The sequence below is a fragment of the Methylobacterium oryzisoli genome (assembly GCF_046557895.1).
Taxonomy (GTDB): Bacteria; Pseudomonadota; Alphaproteobacteria; order Rhizobiales; family Beijerinckiaceae; genus Methylobacterium; species Methylobacterium oryzisoli.
Genome location: NZ_JBKIBX010000053.1, coordinates 17,726 through 36,432 on the forward strand (window position 1 = coordinate 17,726; position 18,707 = coordinate 36,432).

General features: G+C 71.2%; 17 protein-coding genes. 8 read left to right on the forward strand and 9 right to left on the reverse strand.

Going from position 1 to position 18,707, the window contains the following annotated elements; genetic code table 11:
- Window positions 1-214: 214 nt before the first annotated feature.
- From ACKUB9_RS30205 to ACKUB9_RS30215, 3 genes are read left to right on the forward strand one after another with little or no spacing between them, the layout of a single operon-like run.
- Window positions 215-1,159 carry an aliphatic sulfonate ABC transporter substrate-binding protein gene (locus ACKUB9_RS30205; RefSeq protein WP_407529763.1) on the forward strand — a complete coding sequence of 315 codons (945 nt, stop codon included), beginning with the start codon at window positions 215-217 and terminating at the stop codon, window positions 1,157-1,159.
- Between the two features lie 19 nt (window positions 1,160-1,178).
- On the forward strand, window positions 1,179-2,402 hold the full coding sequence (gene soxC / locus ACKUB9_RS30210) for a sulfite dehydrogenase (protein ID WP_407529765.1): 1,224 nt from the start codon (window positions 1,179-1,181) through the stop codon (window positions 2,400-2,402).
- Entirely contained in the window at window positions 2,392-2,940 is a 549-nt protein-coding gene (locus ACKUB9_RS30215) for a c-type cytochrome (RefSeq protein ID WP_407529767.1), read from the forward strand. The genes soxC and ACKUB9_RS30215 overlap by 11 nt, the downstream gene beginning before the upstream one ends.
- A gap of 77 nt (window positions 2,941-3,017) precedes the next feature.
- Here ACKUB9_RS30215 and ACKUB9_RS30220 read toward each other — a convergent pair whose 3' ends face one another.
- The 3 genes from ACKUB9_RS30220 to ACKUB9_RS30230 are packed head-to-tail and all read right to left on the reverse strand — an operon-like array spanning window position 3,018 to window position 5,836.
- Complete coding sequence (locus tag ACKUB9_RS30220; protein ID WP_407529769.1) at window positions 3,018-3,890, reverse strand: ABC transporter permease; 873 nt, start codon at window positions 3,888-3,890, stop codon at window positions 3,018-3,020.
- Window positions 3,887-4,783 (reverse strand): ABC transporter ATP-binding protein, encoded by an 897-nt coding sequence (locus tag ACKUB9_RS30225; protein WP_407529771.1) that lies wholly within the window; start codon window positions 4,781-4,783, stop codon window positions 3,887-3,889. Before ACKUB9_RS30225 ends, ACKUB9_RS30220 begins: the two co-directional genes overlap by 4 nt.
- A 9-nt stretch (window positions 4,784-4,792) precedes the next feature.
- Window positions 4,793-5,836, reverse strand: a complete 1,044-nt coding sequence (locus ACKUB9_RS30230; protein WP_407529797.1) for an ABC transporter substrate-binding protein — start codon at window positions 5,834-5,836, stop codon at window positions 4,793-4,795.
- A gap of 379 nt (window positions 5,837-6,215) precedes the next feature.
- On the opposite strand from ACKUB9_RS30230, the gene ACKUB9_RS30235 reads away from it, so the two are divergent.
- The 3 genes from ACKUB9_RS30235 to ACKUB9_RS30245 all read left to right on the forward strand — a co-directional run bounded on the left by ACKUB9_RS30235 (window position 6,216) and on the right by ACKUB9_RS30245 (window position 9,335).
- Window positions 6,216-7,562 carry an LLM class flavin-dependent oxidoreductase gene (locus ACKUB9_RS30235; RefSeq protein ID WP_407529773.1) on the forward strand — a complete coding sequence of 449 codons (1,347 nt, stop codon included), beginning with the start codon at window positions 6,216-6,218 and terminating at the stop codon, window positions 7,560-7,562.
- Window positions 7,563-7,566: 4 nt separating this feature from the next.
- On the forward strand, window positions 7,567-7,743 hold the full coding sequence (locus ACKUB9_RS30240) for a hypothetical protein (RefSeq protein WP_407529775.1): 177 nt from the start codon (window positions 7,567-7,569) through the stop codon (window positions 7,741-7,743).
- Between the two features lie 170 nt (window positions 7,744-7,913).
- Window positions 7,914-9,335: an FAD/NAD(P)-binding protein gene (locus tag ACKUB9_RS30245; RefSeq protein WP_407529778.1), complete on the forward strand. Its 1,422-nt coding sequence runs from the start codon at window positions 7,914-7,916 to the stop codon at window positions 9,333-9,335.
- Window positions 9,336-9,472: 137 nt separating this feature from the next.
- On the opposite strand, the gene ACKUB9_RS30250 is transcribed toward ACKUB9_RS30245, so the two are convergent.
- On the reverse strand, window positions 9,473-9,775 hold the full coding sequence (locus ACKUB9_RS30250) for a hypothetical protein (protein WP_407529780.1): 303 nt from the start codon (window positions 9,773-9,775) through the stop codon (window positions 9,473-9,475).
- A gap of 148 nt (window positions 9,776-9,923) precedes the next feature.
- On the opposite strand from ACKUB9_RS30250, the gene ACKUB9_RS30255 reads away from it, so the two are divergent.
- Window positions 9,924-11,213 (forward strand): serine hydrolase domain-containing protein, encoded by a 1,290-nt coding sequence (locus ACKUB9_RS30255; RefSeq protein ID WP_407529783.1) that lies wholly within the window; start codon window positions 9,924-9,926, stop codon window positions 11,211-11,213.
- A gap of 128 nt (window positions 11,214-11,341) precedes the next feature.
- Here ACKUB9_RS30255 and ACKUB9_RS30260 read toward each other — a convergent pair whose 3' ends face one another.
- The 3 genes from ACKUB9_RS30260 to ACKUB9_RS30270 form a co-directional block, all read right to left on the reverse strand.
- Window positions 11,342-11,569: a hypothetical protein gene (locus ACKUB9_RS30260; protein WP_407529785.1), complete on the reverse strand. Its 228-nt coding sequence runs from the start codon at window positions 11,567-11,569 to the stop codon at window positions 11,342-11,344.
- 614 nt (window positions 11,570-12,183) lie between these two features.
- Complete coding sequence (locus ACKUB9_RS30265; protein WP_407529799.1) at window positions 12,184-13,692, reverse strand: sensor histidine kinase; 1,509 nt, start codon at window positions 13,690-13,692, stop codon at window positions 12,184-12,186.
- Window positions 13,693-13,915: 223 nt separating this feature from the next.
- Window positions 13,916-14,566 carry a 2-hydroxychromene-2-carboxylate isomerase gene (locus ACKUB9_RS30270; RefSeq protein ID WP_407529788.1) on the reverse strand — a complete coding sequence of 217 codons (651 nt, stop codon included), beginning with the start codon at window positions 14,564-14,566 and terminating at the stop codon, window positions 13,916-13,918.
- A 25-nt stretch (window positions 14,567-14,591) separates the two neighbouring features.
- Here ACKUB9_RS30270 and ACKUB9_RS30275 point away from each other — a divergent pair, with 25 nt between their 5' ends.
- The gene (locus ACKUB9_RS30275) at window positions 14,592-16,073 is read left to right on the forward strand and encodes an FAD/NAD(P)-binding protein (RefSeq protein WP_407529790.1); all 1,482 of its coding nucleotides are present in this window, start codon (window positions 14,592-14,594) and stop codon (window positions 16,071-16,073) included.
- A gap of 39 nt (window positions 16,074-16,112) precedes the next feature.
- On the opposite strand, the gene ACKUB9_RS30280 is transcribed toward ACKUB9_RS30275, so the two are convergent.
- Both ACKUB9_RS30280 and ACKUB9_RS30285 read right to left on the reverse strand, forming a co-directional pair.
- A complete protein-coding gene (locus ACKUB9_RS30280; RefSeq protein ID WP_407529793.1) occupies window positions 16,113-16,910 on the reverse strand; it encodes a VOC family protein in 798 nt (265 codons plus the stop codon).
- 24 nt (window positions 16,911-16,934) lie between these two features.
- Window positions 16,935-18,596 carry an ABC transporter ATP-binding protein gene (locus ACKUB9_RS30285; protein WP_407529795.1) on the reverse strand — a complete coding sequence of 554 codons (1,662 nt, stop codon included), beginning with the start codon at window positions 18,594-18,596 and terminating at the stop codon, window positions 16,935-16,937.
- Between the last annotated feature and the right edge of the window lie 111 nt (window positions 18,597-18,707).

Consider the following 18,707-nt stretch of genomic DNA (forward strand, 5'->3'; position numbering starts at 1 on the left):
AGAAACTGCTTCATATCATCTTGGATGAGGACCAATATCCTCCGCACCGCATGGTATTCGCAAATCCTATTCATTGACCGGGCCGAACCGAGACCGTCATAGTGCGGCCTGATCTTCGCCGCGACGCGCCGGAGATCGGCTTCGCACCCTGCGGCGGCCCCCAGCAGCGAGCGCGCTCCTGCGGGCCGGCTGCGTAGGACAGGATCCCTCCTTCATGCCCGGCCTCGTCCGCGCCCTCGCCGGCGCCCTGCTGATCCTCGCCGCCGCGGCGGCGGCCGAGGCGCGCTCCCTGCGCGTCGGCTACCAGCGCTCCTCGACCCTGATCGCGCTCCTGCGCGAGGACGGCTCGCTGGAAGCGGCGCTGCGGCCGCTCGGCGTCGCGGTCTCGTGGCATGAATTCACCAGCGGCCTGCCGATCATGGAGGCGCTGAACGTTGGCCAGATCGACGTCTCGGCCGACGTCGCCGACACCGTTCCGGTCTTCGCCCAGGCCGCGCAGGCCCGGATCGTCTACCTGGCCGAGGAGGCGGCCTCGCCCGCCGCCCAGGCGATCCTCGTGCCCGCCGCCTCTCCGGCGCGCGCAGTGGCGGATCTCAAGGGCAAGCGGGTCGCGGTCACCAAGGGCGCGGGCAGCCACTACCTGTTGCTGGCCGCGCTCGCGGGCGAGGGCCTCTCGTTCAGGAGCATCAGCCCCGCCTACCTCACTCCTGCGGACGGTCGGGCGGCCCTGACCAGCGGCGGCGTCGAGGCCTGGGTCGCCTGGGATCCCTTCCTGTCGGCGGCGCAGGCGCAAGCCGGCGCCCGCATCCTGCGCGACGGCACCGGGCTCTCGCTCTACAAGCGCTACTACCTCGCCTCCGAGACCTTCGCGGCCCGGAACCCCGACGTGCTGGCCCTCCTGTTCGCCCGCCTGCGCGAGACCGGGAGCTGGACGAAGGCCAACCCGGACGAGGCCGCCGCCAAGCTCGCCGCGCTCTGGCGCCTCGACCCCGCGGTGGTCCGCCACGCCAACGACCGGCGCAGCTACCGGGTGCAGCCCGTGACCCGCGACGGTCTTGCCGAGCAGCAGACAATCGCCGATGCCTTCCTGGCCGAGGGGCTGCTGCCCCGGGCCGTGGACACCGCCGCCCTCGGCATCTGGGAGCCGCCGACCCGCTGACCCTTCACGGAGCCCCACCATGTCCGCCATCCCTCCGCGGCTCGCCCGCCGCGGCTTCCTCGCCGGTGCCCTCGGGTGGGGCGGAGGCGCCCTGGCCGGCGAGGCGCCGCTTCAGGTGCCGGTCTGGACGCGCGAGCAGGGCGCGCCGGTCGCGACGCCCGGCTACGGCCAGCCCTCGCCCTTCGAGCGCTTGGCGCGCAAGCCGCGCACGCCGCCGCCGTTTCCAGGCGCGGCGTCGAGCGGCACGCCCCTGCAACACCTGCACGGCATCGTCACGCCGAACGGCCTCCACTTCGAACGCCACCACGCGGGCGTGCCGGGGATCGATCCCGACCAGCACCGCCTCGTGGTGCACGGTCTGGTCGAGCGTCCGCTGATCCTGACCATGAACGACATCGTGCGACTTCCCGCACTGTCCCGGCTGCACTTCCTCGAATGTTCCGGCAACACGCCCGCCTGGCAGCGGGCGAACCCGAACTGGACCGTTCAGGACACCCACGGGCTCCTCAGCTGCGCCGAATGGACGGGCGTGCCGCTCGCCACCCTGCTCGACGAGGTGGGCCTGCGGCCCGGCGCGGCCTGGATCCTGGCCGAGGGGGCGGACGGGGCCGCCATGAGCCGCTCGATCCCTCTCGCGGCCGCCCTCGACGGGGCGATCCTGGCCTACGCGCAGAACGGCGAGCGGCTGCGGCCCGAGCAGGGTTATCCCCTGCGGCTGTTCCTGCCGGGACTCGAGGGCAATCTCAGCATCAAGTGGCTGCGGCGGCTCAAGGTCGGCGACCAGCCGTTCCAGACCCGCGAGGAAACCTCCAAGTACACCGACCTGATGCCGGACGGAACCGCGCGGCAGTTCAGCCTCGTCATGGAGGCGAAATCCGTCATCACCTCCCCCTCGGCCGGCCACCACTTGCGCGAGCCGGGTTTCTACGAGATCGCCGGGCTCGCGTGGTCGGGCCGCGGGCGGATCACGGCGGTCGACGTCTCCGCCGACGGCGGCGCGACGTGGCGGCCGGCCGTCCTGCAGGAACCGGTCCTGCCGCGCTGCCTCGTGCGCTTCCGCCTGCCCTGGGAGTGGGACGGCGGTCCGGCGCTGCTGCAGAGCCGCGCCACCGACGAGACGGGCTACCGTCAGCCGCCCCGCAACTCCCTGGTCGAGGCGCGGGGCGTGAACTCGCTCTACCACTACAACGGCATCTACGGCTGGCAGGTCGCCGCCGGCGGGAGCGTGCGGCATGTCGCTTAAGGGATTGCGGGCGGCGCTGCCGCTCTGCCTCGTGGCCGGACTGGCCGTGGCGGAGGAGGGGCTCGGGCCCCACCGTCTCGGCCGCCCGGCGGCTCTGGACGCGATCGCCGCGTGGGACATCGACGTACGGGCGGACGGGGCTGGCCTGCCGCACGGCCGCGGCAGCGTCGCGGAGGGCCGGGCTCTCTTCGCGGCGCGCTGCGCCGGCTGCCACGGCGCGGCGGGGGAGGGCGGCTCGGCCGACCGGCTGGTCGGCGGCCAGGGCACGCTCGCGAGTGCCAAGCCGGTCCGCACCGTCGGCAGCTTCTGGCCCTACGCCACGACCCTGTTCGACTACGTGCGCCGGGCGATGCCGTTCGACGCGCCGCAATCCCTTTCGGATCCCGAGGTCTACGCCGTCTCGGCCTACCTCCTGCACCTCAACGGGATCCTGCCCGCGGACGCGGACCTCGACGCGCAGAGCCTGCCGCAGGTCGCAATGCCGAACCGCACCGGCTTCGTCCCCGACGCCCGACCGGACGTGCCGCCGGGCCGGTAGCGCCTCGCCTCGTGCGGCACGGGCGCGGCCTGCCGGCGATCGGCCGACCCGTCCGCGTCCTGGCCGGGACGGTGGGATCAGCGAGCCATGCCCCAGCGCCGGACCGTCCCGCGTTCGAGCGCCGCGAAGACCACGTTCTCGACCGCGAGGCCGATGGCGATGACCAGGACGAGACCGGCGAAGACGCGGTCCGTGTAGAGTTCGTTGCGGTTCTGGAAGATGTACCAGCCCAGGCCGCCGCGACCCGAGGAGGCCCCGAAAACCAGCTCGGCGGCGATCAGGGTCCGCCACGCGAAGGCCCAGCCGATCTTCAGCCCCGACACGATGGCCGGCAGCGCCGCCGGGATCAGGATCTGCAGCACGTAGGCCGGGCCCTTGAGCCCGTAATTGCGCCCCGCCATGCGCAGGGTCTCCGGCACCCCCTGGAAGCCCGCGAAGGTGTTGAGCGCGAGCGGCCAGAGCACCGCGTGGATCAGGACGAAGACCAGGCTGCCGGTCCCCAGGCCGAACCAGAGCAGGGCCAGCGGCAGGAGGGCGATGGCCGGCAGCGGGTTGAACATCGCCGTCAGCGTCGAGAGCAGGTCGCGGCCGATCTGCGTCGAGACGGCGAGCGTGGTGAGCCCGAACGCCAGCACGATGCCGGCGAGGTAACCCTGCGCCAGCACGGTGAGCGAGATCCGCGCCCGGTCGAGCAGGTCGCCGCTCGCCAGCCCCTCGGTCAGGGCCGACAGGGTGGCGAGCACGCCCGGCAGAAGCAGGTCGTTGTCCTGCCAGCGCGCGAGCGCCTCCCAGGCGAGCGCGAGGGCGGCGAGGATCAGCGCCTTGCGCAGCCAGCCCAGCTGCCAGAGCCGGGCCGGCAGCGGCAGGGCGCGCACCACCGGTGCCTCGACGAAGGGCGGCAGAACGCGGTCGTATTCCGGCCGGACCGGGGGCTGGACGTGCTGGTTCATGCCACCGGCCCCGGTGCGGCGGAATCCGTGTCGAACAGCCGCTCGTGCAGGCGCCGCACGGCGGCCTGGAAGGCGTCGCCGCCGACGCTCGCCAGATCGAAGGCGTGGCTGTTGTACTCGCCGCGCACCCGGCCGGGATGCGGGGACAGCAGCGCCACCCGATTGCCGACCACCAGCGCCTCCTCGATGGAGTGGGTGACGAAGAGCAGGGTGAAGCGCACCTCGTCCCAGAGCGCCAGCAACTCCTCCTGCATCTTGCGGCGCGTCAGCGCGTCGAGGGCCGCGAAGGGCTCGTCCATCAGCAGCATCGTGGGCTGCATGGCGAGCGCCCGGGCGATGGCGACGCGCTGCTTCATGCCGCCCGAGAGCTGGTGCGGGTAGCTGTCGGCGAAGCGCGACAGGCCGACCTTGTCGATGTAGTGGCGCGCGCGGGCCTCGGCCTCCCGCCGGCCGAGCGTGCCCGAGGCCCGCAGCGGGAAGGCGACGTTCTGCGCCACCGTCTTCCAGGGCGGCAACTGGTCGAATTCCTGGAAGACGACGATGCGGTCCGGCCCGGGCTCGCGCACCGGCACGCCGTTCAGCGTGATCTCGCCCTCGACCGGAGCCAGGAAGCCGGCGACGGCCTTCAGCAGGGTGGACTTGCCGCAGCCCGAGGGGCCGAGGAGGACGAAGCGGTCCGCGGCGAACACGTCGAGGTTTACGCGGTGCGTCGCGCGGATCACGCGGTCCGGCGTCCGGTACTCCAGGCTGACCCCCGAGATTCGCAGGAGCGGCGGGGGTGGTTCCGCGGCGAGCGCGGGGGTAGGCGCCTCCCGGCTCCGCGCGGGCTCGCGCGCCGGGAGATCCCTCTGCCGCGCTGCGGCGGGGCCGGCGCGTTCGGCAACCAGCGTCATGCTCCCGCCTCAGCTGCCCGCGGCGATGCGCGGGTCGGCGAAGAAGTAGTCGGAGAGCGTCTTGGGCTCAGTCTTGATCGCGCCGACCCGGTGCATGAACTGCCCCAGCCCGAGCGTGTTCTGCGGCTCGATCTTGAACGATACCTCGGGATTGGTGATCACCTTGGTGAGGAGGGCGCGGTCGATCCGGCTACCGGTCGCCTTGATGTAGATGTCGGCCGCCCTCGCAGGATCGGCCGTGATGAACCGTGCCGCCTCGTCGAGCGCGTCGAGGAACGCCCGGTAGGTCCTGGGACTGGTCTTGTAGAAACTCTCGGTGGCGTAGAGCACGGTGGACGAGGCCGGACCGCCCTGGACGTCGTAGGAGTTCAGGACGATGCGGGCCTTCGGGTTCTCGGCCAGTTCCTGATCCTGGAAGGGCGGATTGCCGAAATGGCCGGTGATCTCCGTGCCGCCCTTGATGATGGCGGCAGCGGCCTCGGGATGCGGAACCGCGACGCTGATGCGGTCGAGCTTGGCGAATTCCTTGTCGCCCCAGAGCTTGGCGGAGGCCCATTGCAGGATGCGCGCCTGCACGGAGACGCCGACGGCCGGCAGCGCGATCCGGTCCTTGTCGGTGAAGTCGGCGATCGTCTTCACGGCCGGGTTGTTGGTGACGAGGTAGTAGGGGAAGTTCCCCAGCGACGCGACGCCCTTGACCGCCTGCCGGCCGCGGGTGCGGTCCCAGAGCGTGAAGAGCGGACCGACGCCCGCACTCGCGATGTCGATGCTGCCGGAGAGCAGCGCGTCGTTGACGGCCGCGCCGCCGGAGAGCTGCACGTACTCCACCGCGATGTCGAGACCCGCGGCCTTGCCGTGCTTCTCGATCAGCTTCTGGTCCTCGGCCACGTTCAGCAGCAGGTAGACGACGCCGAACTGCTTGGCGATACGCAGCCGGCCCTCCGCGGCCGCGGCCGGCCCGGCGGCGGCCGGCCCGGCGGCGGCCGTCAGGGCAAGGCCGCCGAGCAGGGCCGCAGCCTGTCTGCGCGAGAGCAGGTTGCCTCGCTTCGTCATCATCCACCCCTGTCTATGCCGCCGATGCGGCCCGGATGCGGGCCGCCGCAAGCCAGGACCATCCGATGTTGTGCGCCCCGCGTCAACGAGAACGTTCGTTTTAAAGAACGAACTTCGGGAGATTATCCATCTCGCTTGCGGTCGATGAGCGGAATTAACTTCCGACGCCCTGATCATGTCCCCTATCAGCACAGATGATCGCCGCGTGAATTCTGCGGGTAAATCGATCTTCTCCGAGCATCGTCCTTTTTAGAAAACACTTCGCTTGACCGGGCCGGCTGGCGCGCGATGCTGGCAGGCTCGCGCGGCGCGCCGCCCTTTGTCCCGCATCTGCGGATCCCGGCGAACGCGCCGCCGGTCGAGCGAAGCGAGGTTGCGGATGTCGGAGCCCGGGCGCCAGCTGGCGCTGAACCTGTTCATCTATCCCGGCGGTCACCACGAGGCGGCGTGGCGCTACGCGGCGTCCGAGCCGCACCGGGTCCTCGACATCACCTACTACCAGGAGCTGGCCCGGCGAGCCGAGGCCGCCGCCTTCGACGCGATCTTCTTCGCGGACGGGCCGGCGCTGCCCGAGAACATCCGCTACGCGTCGCGGGTGCGCTTCGAGCCGGTGACGTGGCTGACCGCAATCGCCGCCGTGACGAGCCGTATCGGCCTGATCGGCACGGCCTCCACCACCTACACCGAACCCTACAACCTCGCCCGGCTCTTCGCCTCGCTCGATCACATCAGCAACGGCCGGGCAGGCTGGAACATCGTCACCACCAGCGATGCCGGCGCGGCGCAGAATTTCGGACTGCCCGAGCACCCGCCGCACGCCGACCGCTACGAGCAGGCGCGCGAGTTCCTCGAAGTCGTGACGAAGCTCTGGGACAGCTGGGAGGACGGCGCTCTCGTCGCCGACCGCGAGAGCGGCCTCTTCGCCGACACCGACCGGATCCACCGCATCGATCACGCCGGGCGGCACTACCGCGTGCGCGGCCCGCTCGCCGTCCCGCGCTCGCCGCAGGGGCGGCCGGTCTACGTCCAGGCCGGCTCCTCGGAGGACGGCCGCTCCTTCGCGGCCCGGCACGCGGAGGCGATCTTCACCGCCCACCAGACCCTGGCGAGCGCCCAGGCCTTCTACGCCGACATCAAGGGGCGTGCAGCGGCCCTCGGCCGGCGGCCGGAGCACATCCGCATCCTGCCGGGCCTCAGCCCGTTCATCGGCGCGACGCAGGCCGAGGCCGACCGGCTGGAGGAGGAGATCGACGACCTGATCCAGCCGGCCGTGTCCCTGGAACAGCTCAGGCGCATTCTCGGCGTTGACCTCAGCGGCCACGATCTCGACGCCCCGTTTCCCCACCACCTGATCGATCAGGGCAGCCCCCAGGGGGTCGCCAGCCGCTTCCAGCTCGTGGCGGACATCGTCGCGCGCGAGAAGCCGACCTTGCGCGGCTTGATGCGGCGCCTCGCCGGCGCGCGCGGCCACTGGGTGCTGGCGGGCACGCCCGAGCGCATCGCCGACGCGATCCAGACTTGGTTCGAATCCGGCGCGGCCGACGGCTTCAACGTGATGCCGCCCTGGCTCACGGGCGGGTTCGACCTCTTCGTGGCCGAGGTGGTGCCGATCCTGCGCCGGCGCGGGCTTTTCCGCGAGGCCTATACGGGCCGGACCCTGCGCGACCATTACGGCCTGCCGCGGCCGGAGAGCGGCTATGCGGCGGCCCGCCGCCGGAGCGCCTGACGCCATGCCACTGCGGCTGAGGGTCGAGCTGCAGAGCGACGGCTCCTGGACCATCACCAGTCCGGACGCGCCGGGATGGTGCGTCCGCGGCATCACCCTGCACGACGCGTTCAGCCGGGTGGGAGAGGCGGTGCGCGACCTCGGACAACCCTTCCACGCCCTCATGCCGTCGCCCTGTTGAGCGGCATCATGCCTGCCGCCGGAACCCTCCGCCACCCGTCGGCCCATGCGCATGCGGCGGGATCGGATCGCCTTCATCGGCACTTGTCATGGAGCGCCGCCTCGCGCCGGACCGGCGCTCCCCTCGGGGGCGCGGCAACCGGGACACGGGCCGGGTTGGAGACGAACGGGATGCCGACGACCTTGCGGCCCGTCGCCGTGATCGGCGCGGGGTTCAGCGGAACCATGGCGGCCATTCACCTGAGCCGCATCATGCCCGAGCGTTCCGTGCTCCTGTGCGAGAAGGCCGACGCCTTCGCCCGCGGGCTGGCCTACGCCACCAGCAACACCGACCACCTGCTCAACGTGCGCGCCGCCAACATGAGCGCATTTCCGGATGAGCCCCGGCATTTCGAGCGATGGCTGGAGCGCTGCGGACTGGACGATCTGGCGAGCATCCGCACGACGCCGGCCGGCATGTTCGCCGCGCGCGGCCTCTACGGCCGCTATCTGACCGAACTCCTCGTCTCCACGCTGGCCGACGCCGATGGCGCCCCCCGCCTCATCCTGGAGAACGACGAGGCGGTGGACCTCACACCCTGCGACGACGGCTTCCGCCTCACCCTCGCGGGCGGGCGCACCCGCACGGTCGCCGGCGCCGTCCTGGCTTGCGGCAACCTGCGCAGCCCGCGCGGGCCGCGCAGCCGCTACGCGATCAGCCCCTGGGATCCGACGCCGCTCGCGGACCTGCCCGCCGATCGGCCGATCCTGATCATCGGCACCGGGCTGACGATGATCGACACGGTGGCGGCCCTGCGCCACCGGGGTTTCGCGGGGGCGATCATGGCCGTCTCCCGTCACGGCCTGCTGCCGCAGGCCCACGCCCCGGTCGTGCCGTGGCCGGTGCCGGACCTCCCCGCGGAGGCACGCCGCTCCGTGCCGACGATGCTACGGTTCCTCCGCGCAGAGGCCGCGCGGGCGAGCTCCGCGGGTGCCGACTGGCGCAGCGTCATCGACGCCCTGCGCGGGGTGAGCGTCGATCTCTGGCGGGGCCTTCCTCCGACCGAGCAGCGGCGCTTCCTGCGTCACGTCCGGTCTTTCTGGGACGTCCATCGCCACCGTATGGCGCCGCCCGCCGCCGAGTTCTGCGAGCGCGAGCGCGGCGCGGGGCGGCTGACGGTGCTGCGTGCCCGGATCGACGCCATCGCCGATCGCTCCGGCTACGCCGAGGTCATGCTGCGCGGCCGCGGCGCCGCCGGCCCATCCCGCGTCGAGGCCCAGCGCATCATCGACGCCTCAGGCGTCGGCCGGGTCGCGGACACCGACGACCTGCTGCTGCGCCGCCTGATGGCGCACGGGCTGATTCAGCCGGACGCCCTTGGGCTCGGGCTCGCGGCAACGGACGACTTCACGCTGATCGACCAGCACGGCAGCGCCCATCGCCCGCTCTGGACGCTCGGTCCACTCCTGCGCGGCACCCTGTGGGAATGCACGGCTGTGCCGGACATCCGCGGCCATGCCGCGGAGCTGGCCCGGACGGTCGCCACCCGCTTGGCGCGCGCACCGGCCGTCCAGAGCGGGACCTTGGCGGTAGCGTGCAACCGCCAAGCGTGAGATCCGTGGAGGGCACCACCTTCACCCTCGACCTGCCGGAGATCGCGCCTCAACCGAATCAGGATCCGGCGAGCGGGCCTGAGACCGAAGCCTTTCCGATGGGCGACGGCCAGCGCGTGCTGGTGGTTGAAGACAGGTTAGGCGAGCGGCAGCTCGATCCGGCAACGCACCCCGTCCGCGCCCAGCACGTACTCGGTTCGGGCCTGCAGCGCATAGGCCAGCGCGCGTTCGATCAGCTCGCGACCGTAGCTGCGCCGTGTCGCGTTCTCCGACGGCACGGCCACGCCGCTCTCGATCCAGCTGAGCGACAAGCGTTTGTCACCATTCTCATCCTGGAGCTGCGTCCAAGTCACGGAGAGCCGGCCCGCCTCACCCTTCAGGGCGCGGTACTCGACGGCGTTGGTGGTCAGCTCGTGCAGCGCGAGCGCGAAGTTCTGCACCTGCTGTGACGTGAGCTGCACCTTCGGGCCGGCACCCGCCCACGCAGCGCCCAGCCAAGTGTCGCGAGACTCTGAAGCGGCTCCCGGTCGTCCTGGCGTTGCCGCACCGGCGTGCCGTATGCTGCGCCCCAAAGGGAGGACGGACATCATGCGGAACGCCAAGCGTGCGGCGCGGCTCGGAGCTGCGCTGCTCACGGTCGCACCCCTGCTCTGGTCGGGGCTCGCCCACGCCGTCGACGAGACGCCGATCCAGGAGGGCTTCTCGACCGAGCGGCTGGCGCGCATCGCGCCCGCCATCAAGCGGGAGATCGAGCAGGGAACGATCCCGGGCGCGGTGACGCTGATCGCCCGCAACGGCAAGGTCGTGCATTTCGAGGCGCACGGCTTCCTCGACTCGGCGAAGACGCGGCCGATGGACCGCAACGCCGTGTTTCGCGGCTTCTCGATGACCAAGCCGATCGTCTCCGTCGCCGCGATCGCGCTGATGGAGCAGGGCAGGCTCAGCCTGCGGGACCCGCTCGCGCAGTACTTCCCCGCGTTCAAGGACATGAAGGTCTACACCGAGGTGCGCGACGAGCGCGGCCGGACGAGCCGGGTCGCCGTCCCGGCGAAACGTCCGATCCTGATCTGGGATCTGATCCGGCACACCGCCGGCTTCACCTATGCGGGAACCGCCCCCTTTCCCGAGATGAAGGAGGCCTACGAGAAGGCCGATGTCGAAAGCCTCGACACCGATCTGTCCAACGAGGAGTTCGTCACGCGCCTCGCGGCGATCCCGCTCGCCTACGAGCCGGGAACGCGCTGGGAGTACTCGGTCGCCACGGACGTGCTCGGGCTCGTGGTCGAGAAAGTGGCGGGCAAGCGCCTCGACCTCCACTTGGAGGAAACGCTGTTCAAGCCTCTCGGCATGACCGAGACCAGCTTCCAGCTCAGGCCGGATCAAGCCTCCCGGTTCGCCGATGCCTACGACAGCGATCCGCTCAAGGTCGGGCTGTGGAAGCTCGCGCGCAGCGAGCAGGATCCCGGCAAGCGCTACGTTCACGGCGGGGCAGGCGCGGTCGTGACGGCGCGGGACTACTTCCGTTTCGCCCAGATGGTCGCGAATGGCGGCGAACTCGACGGCGTGCGCATCCTGTCGCGCGAATCGGTCGAGTTCATGCTGTCGAACCACCTCCAGGGCCTTGAGGGCTCGCCCTCGCCGACCACGGGCCCTGGCTACGGCTTCGGTCTCGGCTGGGGCGTGCGGCTCGACGAGGGCGGCGCCTGGGTCCCGGGCTCGAAGGGCGATGCGATGTGGGCGGGCGCGGGCGGCACGAGCTTCACGGTCGACCGCAAGGAGGGGATCGTGGGCATCTTCCTCTCGGCCGGACCCAGCACCCGCCAGAAGACGCGCTTCCTGTTCAAGAACCTGCTCTACGGCGCGCTGGTGGACCGGTAGCCGCCGATCCGGCGGCATGGCGGCTTGTTCAGGAGCGAGGGCCTCTTCGGTGTCAGTCTCTCGAGATGCCCTCGCCGCCCCCGCCTGGGGAGGATTTGCATCCTTCGGATGCTGTCATTCTTCAAGAATCATCTGTCGGTGGGCGAGGTGTTCATGCCGTCAAAGCCGTTGCCGATGCCGCGCGGGATCGCGGCTGCACCGAGGTCATCAGCACAGCCGCGCGCCGTAGCCGCCAGCCGCTCAGAAGTAGTGGCGGCGGTGGTGGTGATGGTGACCCCAGTGATGGCGGTGGCCCCATCCCCAATGGCGGTGATGATGGTGATGACCCCATCCCCAATGCCGCCGGTGATGGCCATATCCCCAGTGATGATGGTGGCGGTGCCTCCAGTACTGCACCTGCTGCAGCGTCCCGGGTTCAGCCTGCGCCGCCAAGCCGGCAGCTCCGCTGAGCGGTGACGCTTGCGCGCTCGAAGACAGGGTGGGTGCGACCTGGAGCGCGCTCATGAAGGCGAGCGCGGCCAACAGCGGCAATGATCGTCTGGTCATACTGGTCTCCCATAGCACCAATGGCCCGAAGCCTGTTCGGTGAATGCCGGACAGAGCCGGCGAGGGCGTCAGTGTTTGCTCCCGCACGGAGGAGGGATGCGCTTATCGCGCTCCACCAAAGCTGCGCTTGGTTTCCGTGTCTGAGATCATGACTTGCAAGATCGCAAGCCCGATGTCTTAAAGCGCACTTTGCGCGTCATAATCTGACCGAATGCTGAACGACGACTGGCTCAGGCGGGACCGGCCGGCGGAAGACGATCGCACGAAGCTTCACAGTGCCGAGGAGGCGCACTCCTGCGCCGGCCAGCCCTTGAGCCCAGCCTACGTTTCGCACTGCTCGGACGAAGCATCAGGAATCGTTGCAGCGGCCAGAATCATCTTCCGCCGAAGCGGATGCCGGGCTGTTGCAGACAATGCCGCAAGCTCAGAAACCTAGAGCAGCATCCGTTCCGACCTGAACGGATGCTGCCGAGCGCCCTGCGACAGCGATCTGGGGGGCTGCTCCGCCCAGGCGCTCCTGGCTGAGCGACAAGGGCAGAGTGATCACGAACCGGGCGCCCGCTCCTGTTTGGCTCGACAGCGCGATGTGGCCTTGCAGGCGCGAGGCGACGAGATTGAACACGATGTGCAGGCCGAGCCCCGTGCTGCCCTTGTCGCGGCGCGTGGTGAAGAACGGGTCGAACACCTTCGCCAGGTTTTCCGGCGCGATGCCGATACCGTCGTCCGTGACGATGATGCACAGATGATCGTCTCCCGAGCGCGACACCGTGAGATCGAGCACACCCGCTCGGCCATCTGGATAACCGTGCACGATGGCGTTGAGCGCCAGATTGCTGATCACCTGCGCCAGCGCGCCGGGATGGGAGTCGAGGACGATCCCGTCTTCACAGCGGATCCGCACCGCGTGGCCCTTGCGGCGCACGAGCGGCCCGAGCGTGCTCATCAGATCCTCAAGCCAGCCGCTCAGCTCGAAGGTCCGCCGCTCCTCGTTGGCTTGGTCGACCGCGACCTGTTTGAAGCTGTGCACGAGGTCGGCGGCCCGTGTCAGATTGGAGAACAGCAGCCGCATGCCTTCGCTCAGCCGGGACAGGCCTTGCGTGAGGTCCGACCGGCGCAGCTGCCCCGATTCGACGGCGCGCCGGAGCTGCTTCAGGTCACCTTCGGCCGTCGTCGAGATGGTCAGCGCCAAGCCGATCGGTGTGTTGATCTCGTGCGCAACCCCTGCCACGAGCTGACCGAGGGCCGCCAGCTTCTCGGCTTGCACGAGATGGGCCTGCGCCTCGCGCAACTCGGACAGGGCCGCCTCTGAGCGCTCCTTCTCCCGCCGCAGCGCCTCCTCTGTCTGGAATTGGCGCCGCGCCCGCACCTCCCGCGCGCCGACGGCGTAGAGCGAGAGTGCGTAGGCCATGCCGATCTCGAAGTTGTTCACGAAGCGCATGCCCGCCCGCTCATGCTCCGCGAAGGACTCGCACACGGCGAAGCAGAGCCACGTCAGGCCGCAGAAGGCGGCGAGCGAGGGCAGTCGCAGCGGCAGCAGTGTCGAGACGAACAGGATGACGATGATCATGCCCGCGGCGGCATGGTCGAAGCCGGGTCCCAGCCGCAGGTAGATCAGGCTGAGCACGCAGCCGGGCACGACGCAGTAGCCGAGGTAGATCGCCTCGGCCCAGCGCCGCGCGGCGGGCCAGCTCAGCGCCACGGTGGCCGGCAGGAGCACGACGACTGCGACGGCGAGGCGAAGGAACAGAGTGTCGATCCAGTGCGCCGGGTCGAGGATCCAATCCCAGACGGCGAAGGCGCAGTAGATGAATGCGCCGAGCAGCATCGCCGCCCGCGTGCGGGGCAGGTCGTCGAGTGTGAAGCGCGCCACGAAGGCGCGCTCGTCTGTGGGATCTTCGAAGCGCAGGCCGAGCCTGCTCAGGAGGTTGCGCATCAGGAAGAGTGAGAGCGGCGGAGCGCTCCTCCTACCCGCTGCCGCCTCGGGATGCACGCCGTTCAACCATCAGCAATGCGCCACTTTCGGGCCTTCAGCCGAGGCCGCCGGAATGGCTGCTCAAACCCCGACAGCAGACCTTCGGTCTCGGCGATTACCGCTCTCGGACGACGATTGCGTCAGAGCGGCGTAGGGAACCAGCTCACGGTATATCGCCCGCAACTCATGCTTTCGGCGCGGCCGAGCCCAGCCTCCCCAATGCCCGGCGGGCGAGCGCCCGGTCGACGAAGCCGAGACGGTCCTGCCCCCAGAACAGCTCGCCGTCGAGCACCATCGTGGGCGATCCGAACACGCCGAGGCGCTCTGCCTCCCGGCCGTTCTCACGGTACTCCGCCTGGACACGGTCGCTGCCCTCGGCCGCGAGCAGGGCGGCGCCCGGCAACCCGTTCTCGTCGGCGATCGCCTGTCGCACGCCTGGGTCAGCGATATCGCGCTCCTCCGCCCACAGGGCGCGCAGGATCGCGTGCGAGAGGCGGAATGCGTCGAGGCCGGCCTGCTGGGCAGCAATGACCATGTAGCCGGCGGGCTTGTTCCATCCCTCGGGCGGGTTCTCCCTCGGGTAGTGGCGCGGGGCCACGTTGAGAGGCAGCCCGAGGTAGTCGCGCCATCGCGCGAGTTCGACGGCATGATAATCGCGTCGCGGCTGCGGCCGGGTCCGGATCGGGACGCCCCCGGTCCGCGGCACCACCGCTTGGAAGTCGAACGGCTTCAGCACCAGCCGGGCGCGGTGGCGGCGCACGATGTCCTGGAGCCGCGCGCCCCCGAGATAGGCCCAGGGCGACGACAGGCTGTAGAAGCAGGACAACTCGGGCATGGGGTGCCTCCGGGACGGATCGGGCATGGATATCCACCACGACGACGCGGCCGTGAAGGGACCGGACGGCTCTCGCTTGGCCGACCTGGGCTTGGAGACCTTGGCGGCCGAGGTGCGGCGCGACCTCGCGCGCCTCAACCACCCGCCGGCGGCCTGGACGCTCCCGGCCGAGGGGCCTGACGGGCGGCCCACCCTAGACGTGCTGGTGGTCGGCGCCGGCATGTGCGGGCAGACCGCCGCCTTCGCGCTCCTGCGGGAGGGCGTCTCCAACATCCGGGTGGTCGACCGGGCCCCGCGAGGGGCGGAGGGGCCGTGGGGCACCTTCGCCCGCATGGAGACCCTGCGCTCGCCCAAGCACCTGACGGGGCCGGATCTCGGGATCCCGTCCCTGACCTTCCGGGCTTGGTGGGAGGCGCAAGCCGACGAGGTCGGGTGGCGCGACCTCTACAAGATTCCGCGCCTCGATTGGCTGCGCTACCTGCTCTGGGTGCGGGACACTGCGGGCATCCCGGTGGAGAACGACACCGCGCTGGAACGGCTGTGGCCGGCGGGCGGGCTCGTCGGCGCCGCCCTCTTGGGGCCGGCGGGACCCGAGACGGTCCACGCCCGCAAGGTGGTGCTGGCCTGCGGCCGGGACGGCTCGGGCGGGCGGCGGATGCCGGCCTACGGCGCCGACAGGTCCGGCCGGCTGTTCCACTCCTCCGACCCGATCGACTTCGCGCGCTTCCGCGGCGGCCGGGTGGCGGTGCTCGGCGCCTCGGCCTCCGCGGTCGACAACGCCGCCGCCGCTCTGGAGGCCGGCGTCTCCGCGGTGACCCTGTTCGTGCGCCGGCGCCACTTCCCGCAGGTGAACAAGTCCAAGTGGGCCTCCTTCCCGGGCTTCCTGCGCGGCTACGCCGCCCTCGACGACCGGCAGCGCTGGCTGATCACGACCTACATGATGGCGGAGGGCACGCCGCCGCCGCACGAATCGGTCCTGCGCTGCACCCGCCACCCGGGCTTCGCCATCCGCTTCGGCGAGGGCTGGACGGGCGTCTCCGAGGCGCCGGACGGGCTGGTGGTCGAGACGGCGCGCGGCCGCTACCCGGTCGACGCCGCCGTGGTGGCGGCGGGCTTCGAGGTCGACCTCGTGCGGCGCGCCGAACTGGCGGCGTTCCGGGACGCGATCCTCACCTGGGGGGAGCGGGTGTCTGCGGCCGAGGCCGCCGCGCACACGGAGGCGGCGAGCTTCCCCTATCTCGGCGACGGCATGCAGCTCCTGGAGCGGGAGCCCGGCGCCTGCCCAGACCTCAACCGGCTCCACGTCTTCAACTGGGGCGTCACCCTGAGCCATGGGGCGCTCGCTGGCGATATCCCGGGTCTCGGCATCGGGGCGACGCGACTGGCTCATGCCCTCGTGCGCGACCTGTTCGCGGCGGATGCCGACCGCTACGTCGAGCGGATGCGGGCGCACGAGGACAACGAGCTCGGGCCGACCGGGTTCTTCGTGCCGCTGGGGGAGCGGTAGGGCCGCATCCCGTGCGTCACAATCGTCGCGGACGGATCCTCATTCCTCCGGCCCCACGACCGACAGCCGCGCCCCGTGGCTCAGACCCACGTCGAGGTCGCCCGCCGCGCGCGCGGTCCGGAACACCACCGCGAACGGCCCTTCGCCGCGTTCCGCGAGCGCCCGGGCGAGCGCGCCCTCGGCGCCAACCGGGCTCGCCAGGGTGACGGTGGTGCCGCCGCCGAGAGGGAGCATCGCCGTGCGGGCGGGGGTGCCCGCCACCTCTGCGTCGCGGATCGGGGCGTCGGCGCTTGTGCCCAGCAAGGCCGCGTAGCGCGCCCGTGAGGCTTCGATGTCGCGGACCGCCACAGTGAGGCGCGCGATCCCGGTGACGCCATTCGCGTGGCGGCGCACGTCGCCCTCCTGCACCCTCAGGGCCCGGGGCGTGACGTCGCCGCACAGGAACGGCACGTCGGAGCCGGGCGCCCGGGCGGTCTTCCAGTCGAGGCGCGCCCCGTCCGGCCGGTGGCGGCCGCCGGGCACCGGGTCTGCGATGTCGAGCCCGCGGGCTTGCGCCGCCGCCACGTCCGCCTCGATGGCGCCGGGCAGGAGCGCGTGGTCGAGGAAGCCCTCGCCGGCCCGGTGGTAGACCTCGGACCAGCGGTTCCTCGGATCCGGGCGCTTGAAGGCGATCAACTCCAGGTACGAGCCGTCCTGCATCACCACCAGCACGTTGTGGGTGATGCCGTTCTGGTGCTCGCCGCCGCGGATCACCGTGAAGCCGAGCGCCGCGTAATCGGCGAAGGCTCTGTCGAGGTCGGCGACCGCGATGACGACATGGTCGAGGGTGAGCGGCATGGCGAGACCTCCTGGGGGATTTTTCTAGGCGGTGGGCACGGGGGCGTCGCGGCCTTGCGGCCGGCCCGGGATCCAGGCCCGGCCTGGCACGGCCTCCAGGAGCGCGCGGGTGTAGGCGGCCTGCGGGTCGCCGAAGACCGCGGCGGTCGGGCCGGCCTCGACCACGGCGCCGTCCTTCATCACGGCGATCGCGTCGCAGATCTGGCCCGCCACCCGCAGGTCGTGGGTGATGAACAGCATCGACAGGCCGAGGCGCGCGCGCAGGGAATCGAGCAGGGCCAGCACCTGCGCCTGGACCGAGACGTCTAGCGCCGAGACCGGCTCGTCGGCCACCAGCACCTCAGGTTGGAGCGCGAGCGCCAGGGCGAGCCCGATGCGCTGGCGCTGCCCGCCGGAGAACTCGTGCGGGAAGCGGTCCATCGCCGCCGGGTCGAGCCCGACGAGCCCGAACAGCTCCCGCGCCCGCGCGAGCGCCGCCGACCGGGACAGACCCTGGAGCATCGGCCCCTGCGCCACGAGGTCCCCGGCTCGGCGCCGCGGGTTGAGGGAGGCGAAGGGGTCTTGGAACACCATCTGGACGCGCCGCGCCTCGGCGCGCATCGCCCGGCGGGAGAGCGTGGCGAGGTCGGTGCCGCCCAGCCGAATCGCGCCGGAATCCGGGTCGAGCAGGCGCACGACGCAGCGCGCCAGGGTCGACTTGCCCGAGCCGCTCTCGCCCACGATGCCGAGGGTCGTGCCCCGCGGCAGGGCGAGACTCACGTCCCGCACCGCGTGGGTCACCCGTCGGCGCCCCGGCAGCAGGCCCCCGTTGCGGTAGGTCTTCGAGACCCCCGCGAGGGTCAGGATCGGCGGCTCGCGCTCCGCCTCACGCGGCGCCCGCGGTGCGAGGGGCGGCACCGCCGCAATAAGCGCCCGCGTGTAGGGCTCGCGCGGCCGGTTGAGCACCGCCTCGGCCGGACCCGCCTCGACGAGGCGCCCCGCCTGCATCACGGCGACCCGATCGGCGATTTCGGCCACCACCCCGAAATCGTGGGTGATGAACAGGACCCCCATACCGCGCCGGCGCTGGATGTCTCGGATGAGCGCCAGGATGCGCCCCTGCGTGGTCACGTCGAGGGCGGTGGTCGGCTCGTCGGCGATGAGCAGGGCCGGCTCCAGGGCCAGCGCCATCGCGATCATCACCCGCTGGCGCTGGCCGCCCGACAATTCGTGCGGGTAGGCCCGGAGCGCCGCCTCGGGGTCGGGCAGGCGCACCTCGGCGAGGAGCGCCAGGGTGCGGGCCCGGATCTCCTGACGACCGAGCGGCGTGTGGATGCGGAAGACCTCGGCGACCTGATCGCCCGCCCGGCGCAGGGGGTTGAGCGCCGTCATCGGCTCTTGGAAGATCATGCCGATCCCGACCCCCCGGATGCGCCGAATCTCGGGCTCGGGCGCCGCCAGGAGGTCGCGTCCGCGGAAGACGACGCGGCCGCGCTCGGGCGTGACACCCGGAGGCAGTAAGCGCATCACCGTGTTGGCGAGCACCGTCTTGCCCGAGCCGCTCTCCCCCACCACGCACAGGATCTCGTCGGCCGCCAGACTCAGGCTGACGCCCGCCAGGGCGTGGGTCCGGTCGGCGCCGGGCGGCAGCCGCACCGAGAGGTCGTCCACCGCGAGGAGCGGGGTCGTCGGGACGGGGGAGTTCACGGCGCAGCCTTGAGCGGGGTCGATCCGCGCAGGCGCGGGTTGTCCGTCGTCAGATGATTTGAGACAGGCTGCGGGCCTCAGGAACGGAGGCTCTGGTCCACCTGGGTTGAG

Bases quoted from the DNA above. Each gene is read 5' to 3' on its own strand.
- ACKUB9_RS30205 (WP_407529763.1), top strand. From the start codon at position 215: ATGCCCGGCCTCGTCCGCGCCCTCGCCGGCGCCCTGCTGATCCTCGCC.
- soxC (WP_407529765.1), top strand. From the start codon at position 1,179: ATGTCCGCCATCCCTCCGCGGCTCGCCCGCCGCGGCTTCCTCGCCGGT.
- ACKUB9_RS30215 (WP_407529767.1), top strand. From the start codon at position 2,392: ATGTCGCTTAAGGGATTGCGGGCGGCGCTGCCGCTCTGCCTCGTGGCC.
- ACKUB9_RS30220 (WP_407529769.1), bottom strand. From the start codon at position 3,890: ATGAACCAGCACGTCCAGCCCCCGGTCCGGCCGGAATACGACCGCGTT.
- ACKUB9_RS30225 (WP_407529771.1), bottom strand. From the start codon at position 4,783: ATGACGCTGGTTGCCGAACGCGCCGGCCCCGCCGCAGCGCGGCAGAGG.
- ACKUB9_RS30230 (WP_407529797.1), bottom strand. From the start codon at position 5,836: ATGACGAAGCGAGGCAACCTGCTCTCGCGCAGACAGGCTGCGGCCCTG.
- ACKUB9_RS30235 (WP_407529773.1), top strand. From the start codon at position 6,216: ATGTCGGAGCCCGGGCGCCAGCTGGCGCTGAACCTGTTCATCTATCCC.
- ACKUB9_RS30240 (WP_407529775.1), top strand. From the start codon at position 7,567: ATGCCACTGCGGCTGAGGGTCGAGCTGCAGAGCGACGGCTCCTGGACC.
- ACKUB9_RS30245 (WP_407529778.1), top strand. From the start codon at position 7,914: ATGCCGACGACCTTGCGGCCCGTCGCCGTGATCGGCGCGGGGTTCAGC.
- ACKUB9_RS30255 (WP_407529783.1), top strand. From the start codon at position 9,924: ATGCGGAACGCCAAGCGTGCGGCGCGGCTCGGAGCTGCGCTGCTCACG.
- ACKUB9_RS30260 (WP_407529785.1), bottom strand. From the start codon at position 11,569: ATGGCCATCACCGGCGGCATTGGGGATGGGGTCATCACCATCATCACC.
- ACKUB9_RS30265 (WP_407529799.1), bottom strand. From the start codon at position 13,692: ATGCGCAACCTCCTGAGCAGGCTCGGCCTGCGCTTCGAAGATCCCACA.
- ACKUB9_RS30270 (WP_407529788.1), bottom strand. From the start codon at position 14,566: ATGCCCGAGTTGTCCTGCTTCTACAGCCTGTCGTCGCCCTGGGCCTAT.
- ACKUB9_RS30275 (WP_407529790.1), top strand. From the start codon at position 14,592: ATGGATATCCACCACGACGACGCGGCCGTGAAGGGACCGGACGGCTCT.
- ACKUB9_RS30280 (WP_407529793.1), bottom strand. From the start codon at position 16,910: ATGCCGCTCACCCTCGACCATGTCGTCATCGCGGTCGCCGACCTCGAC.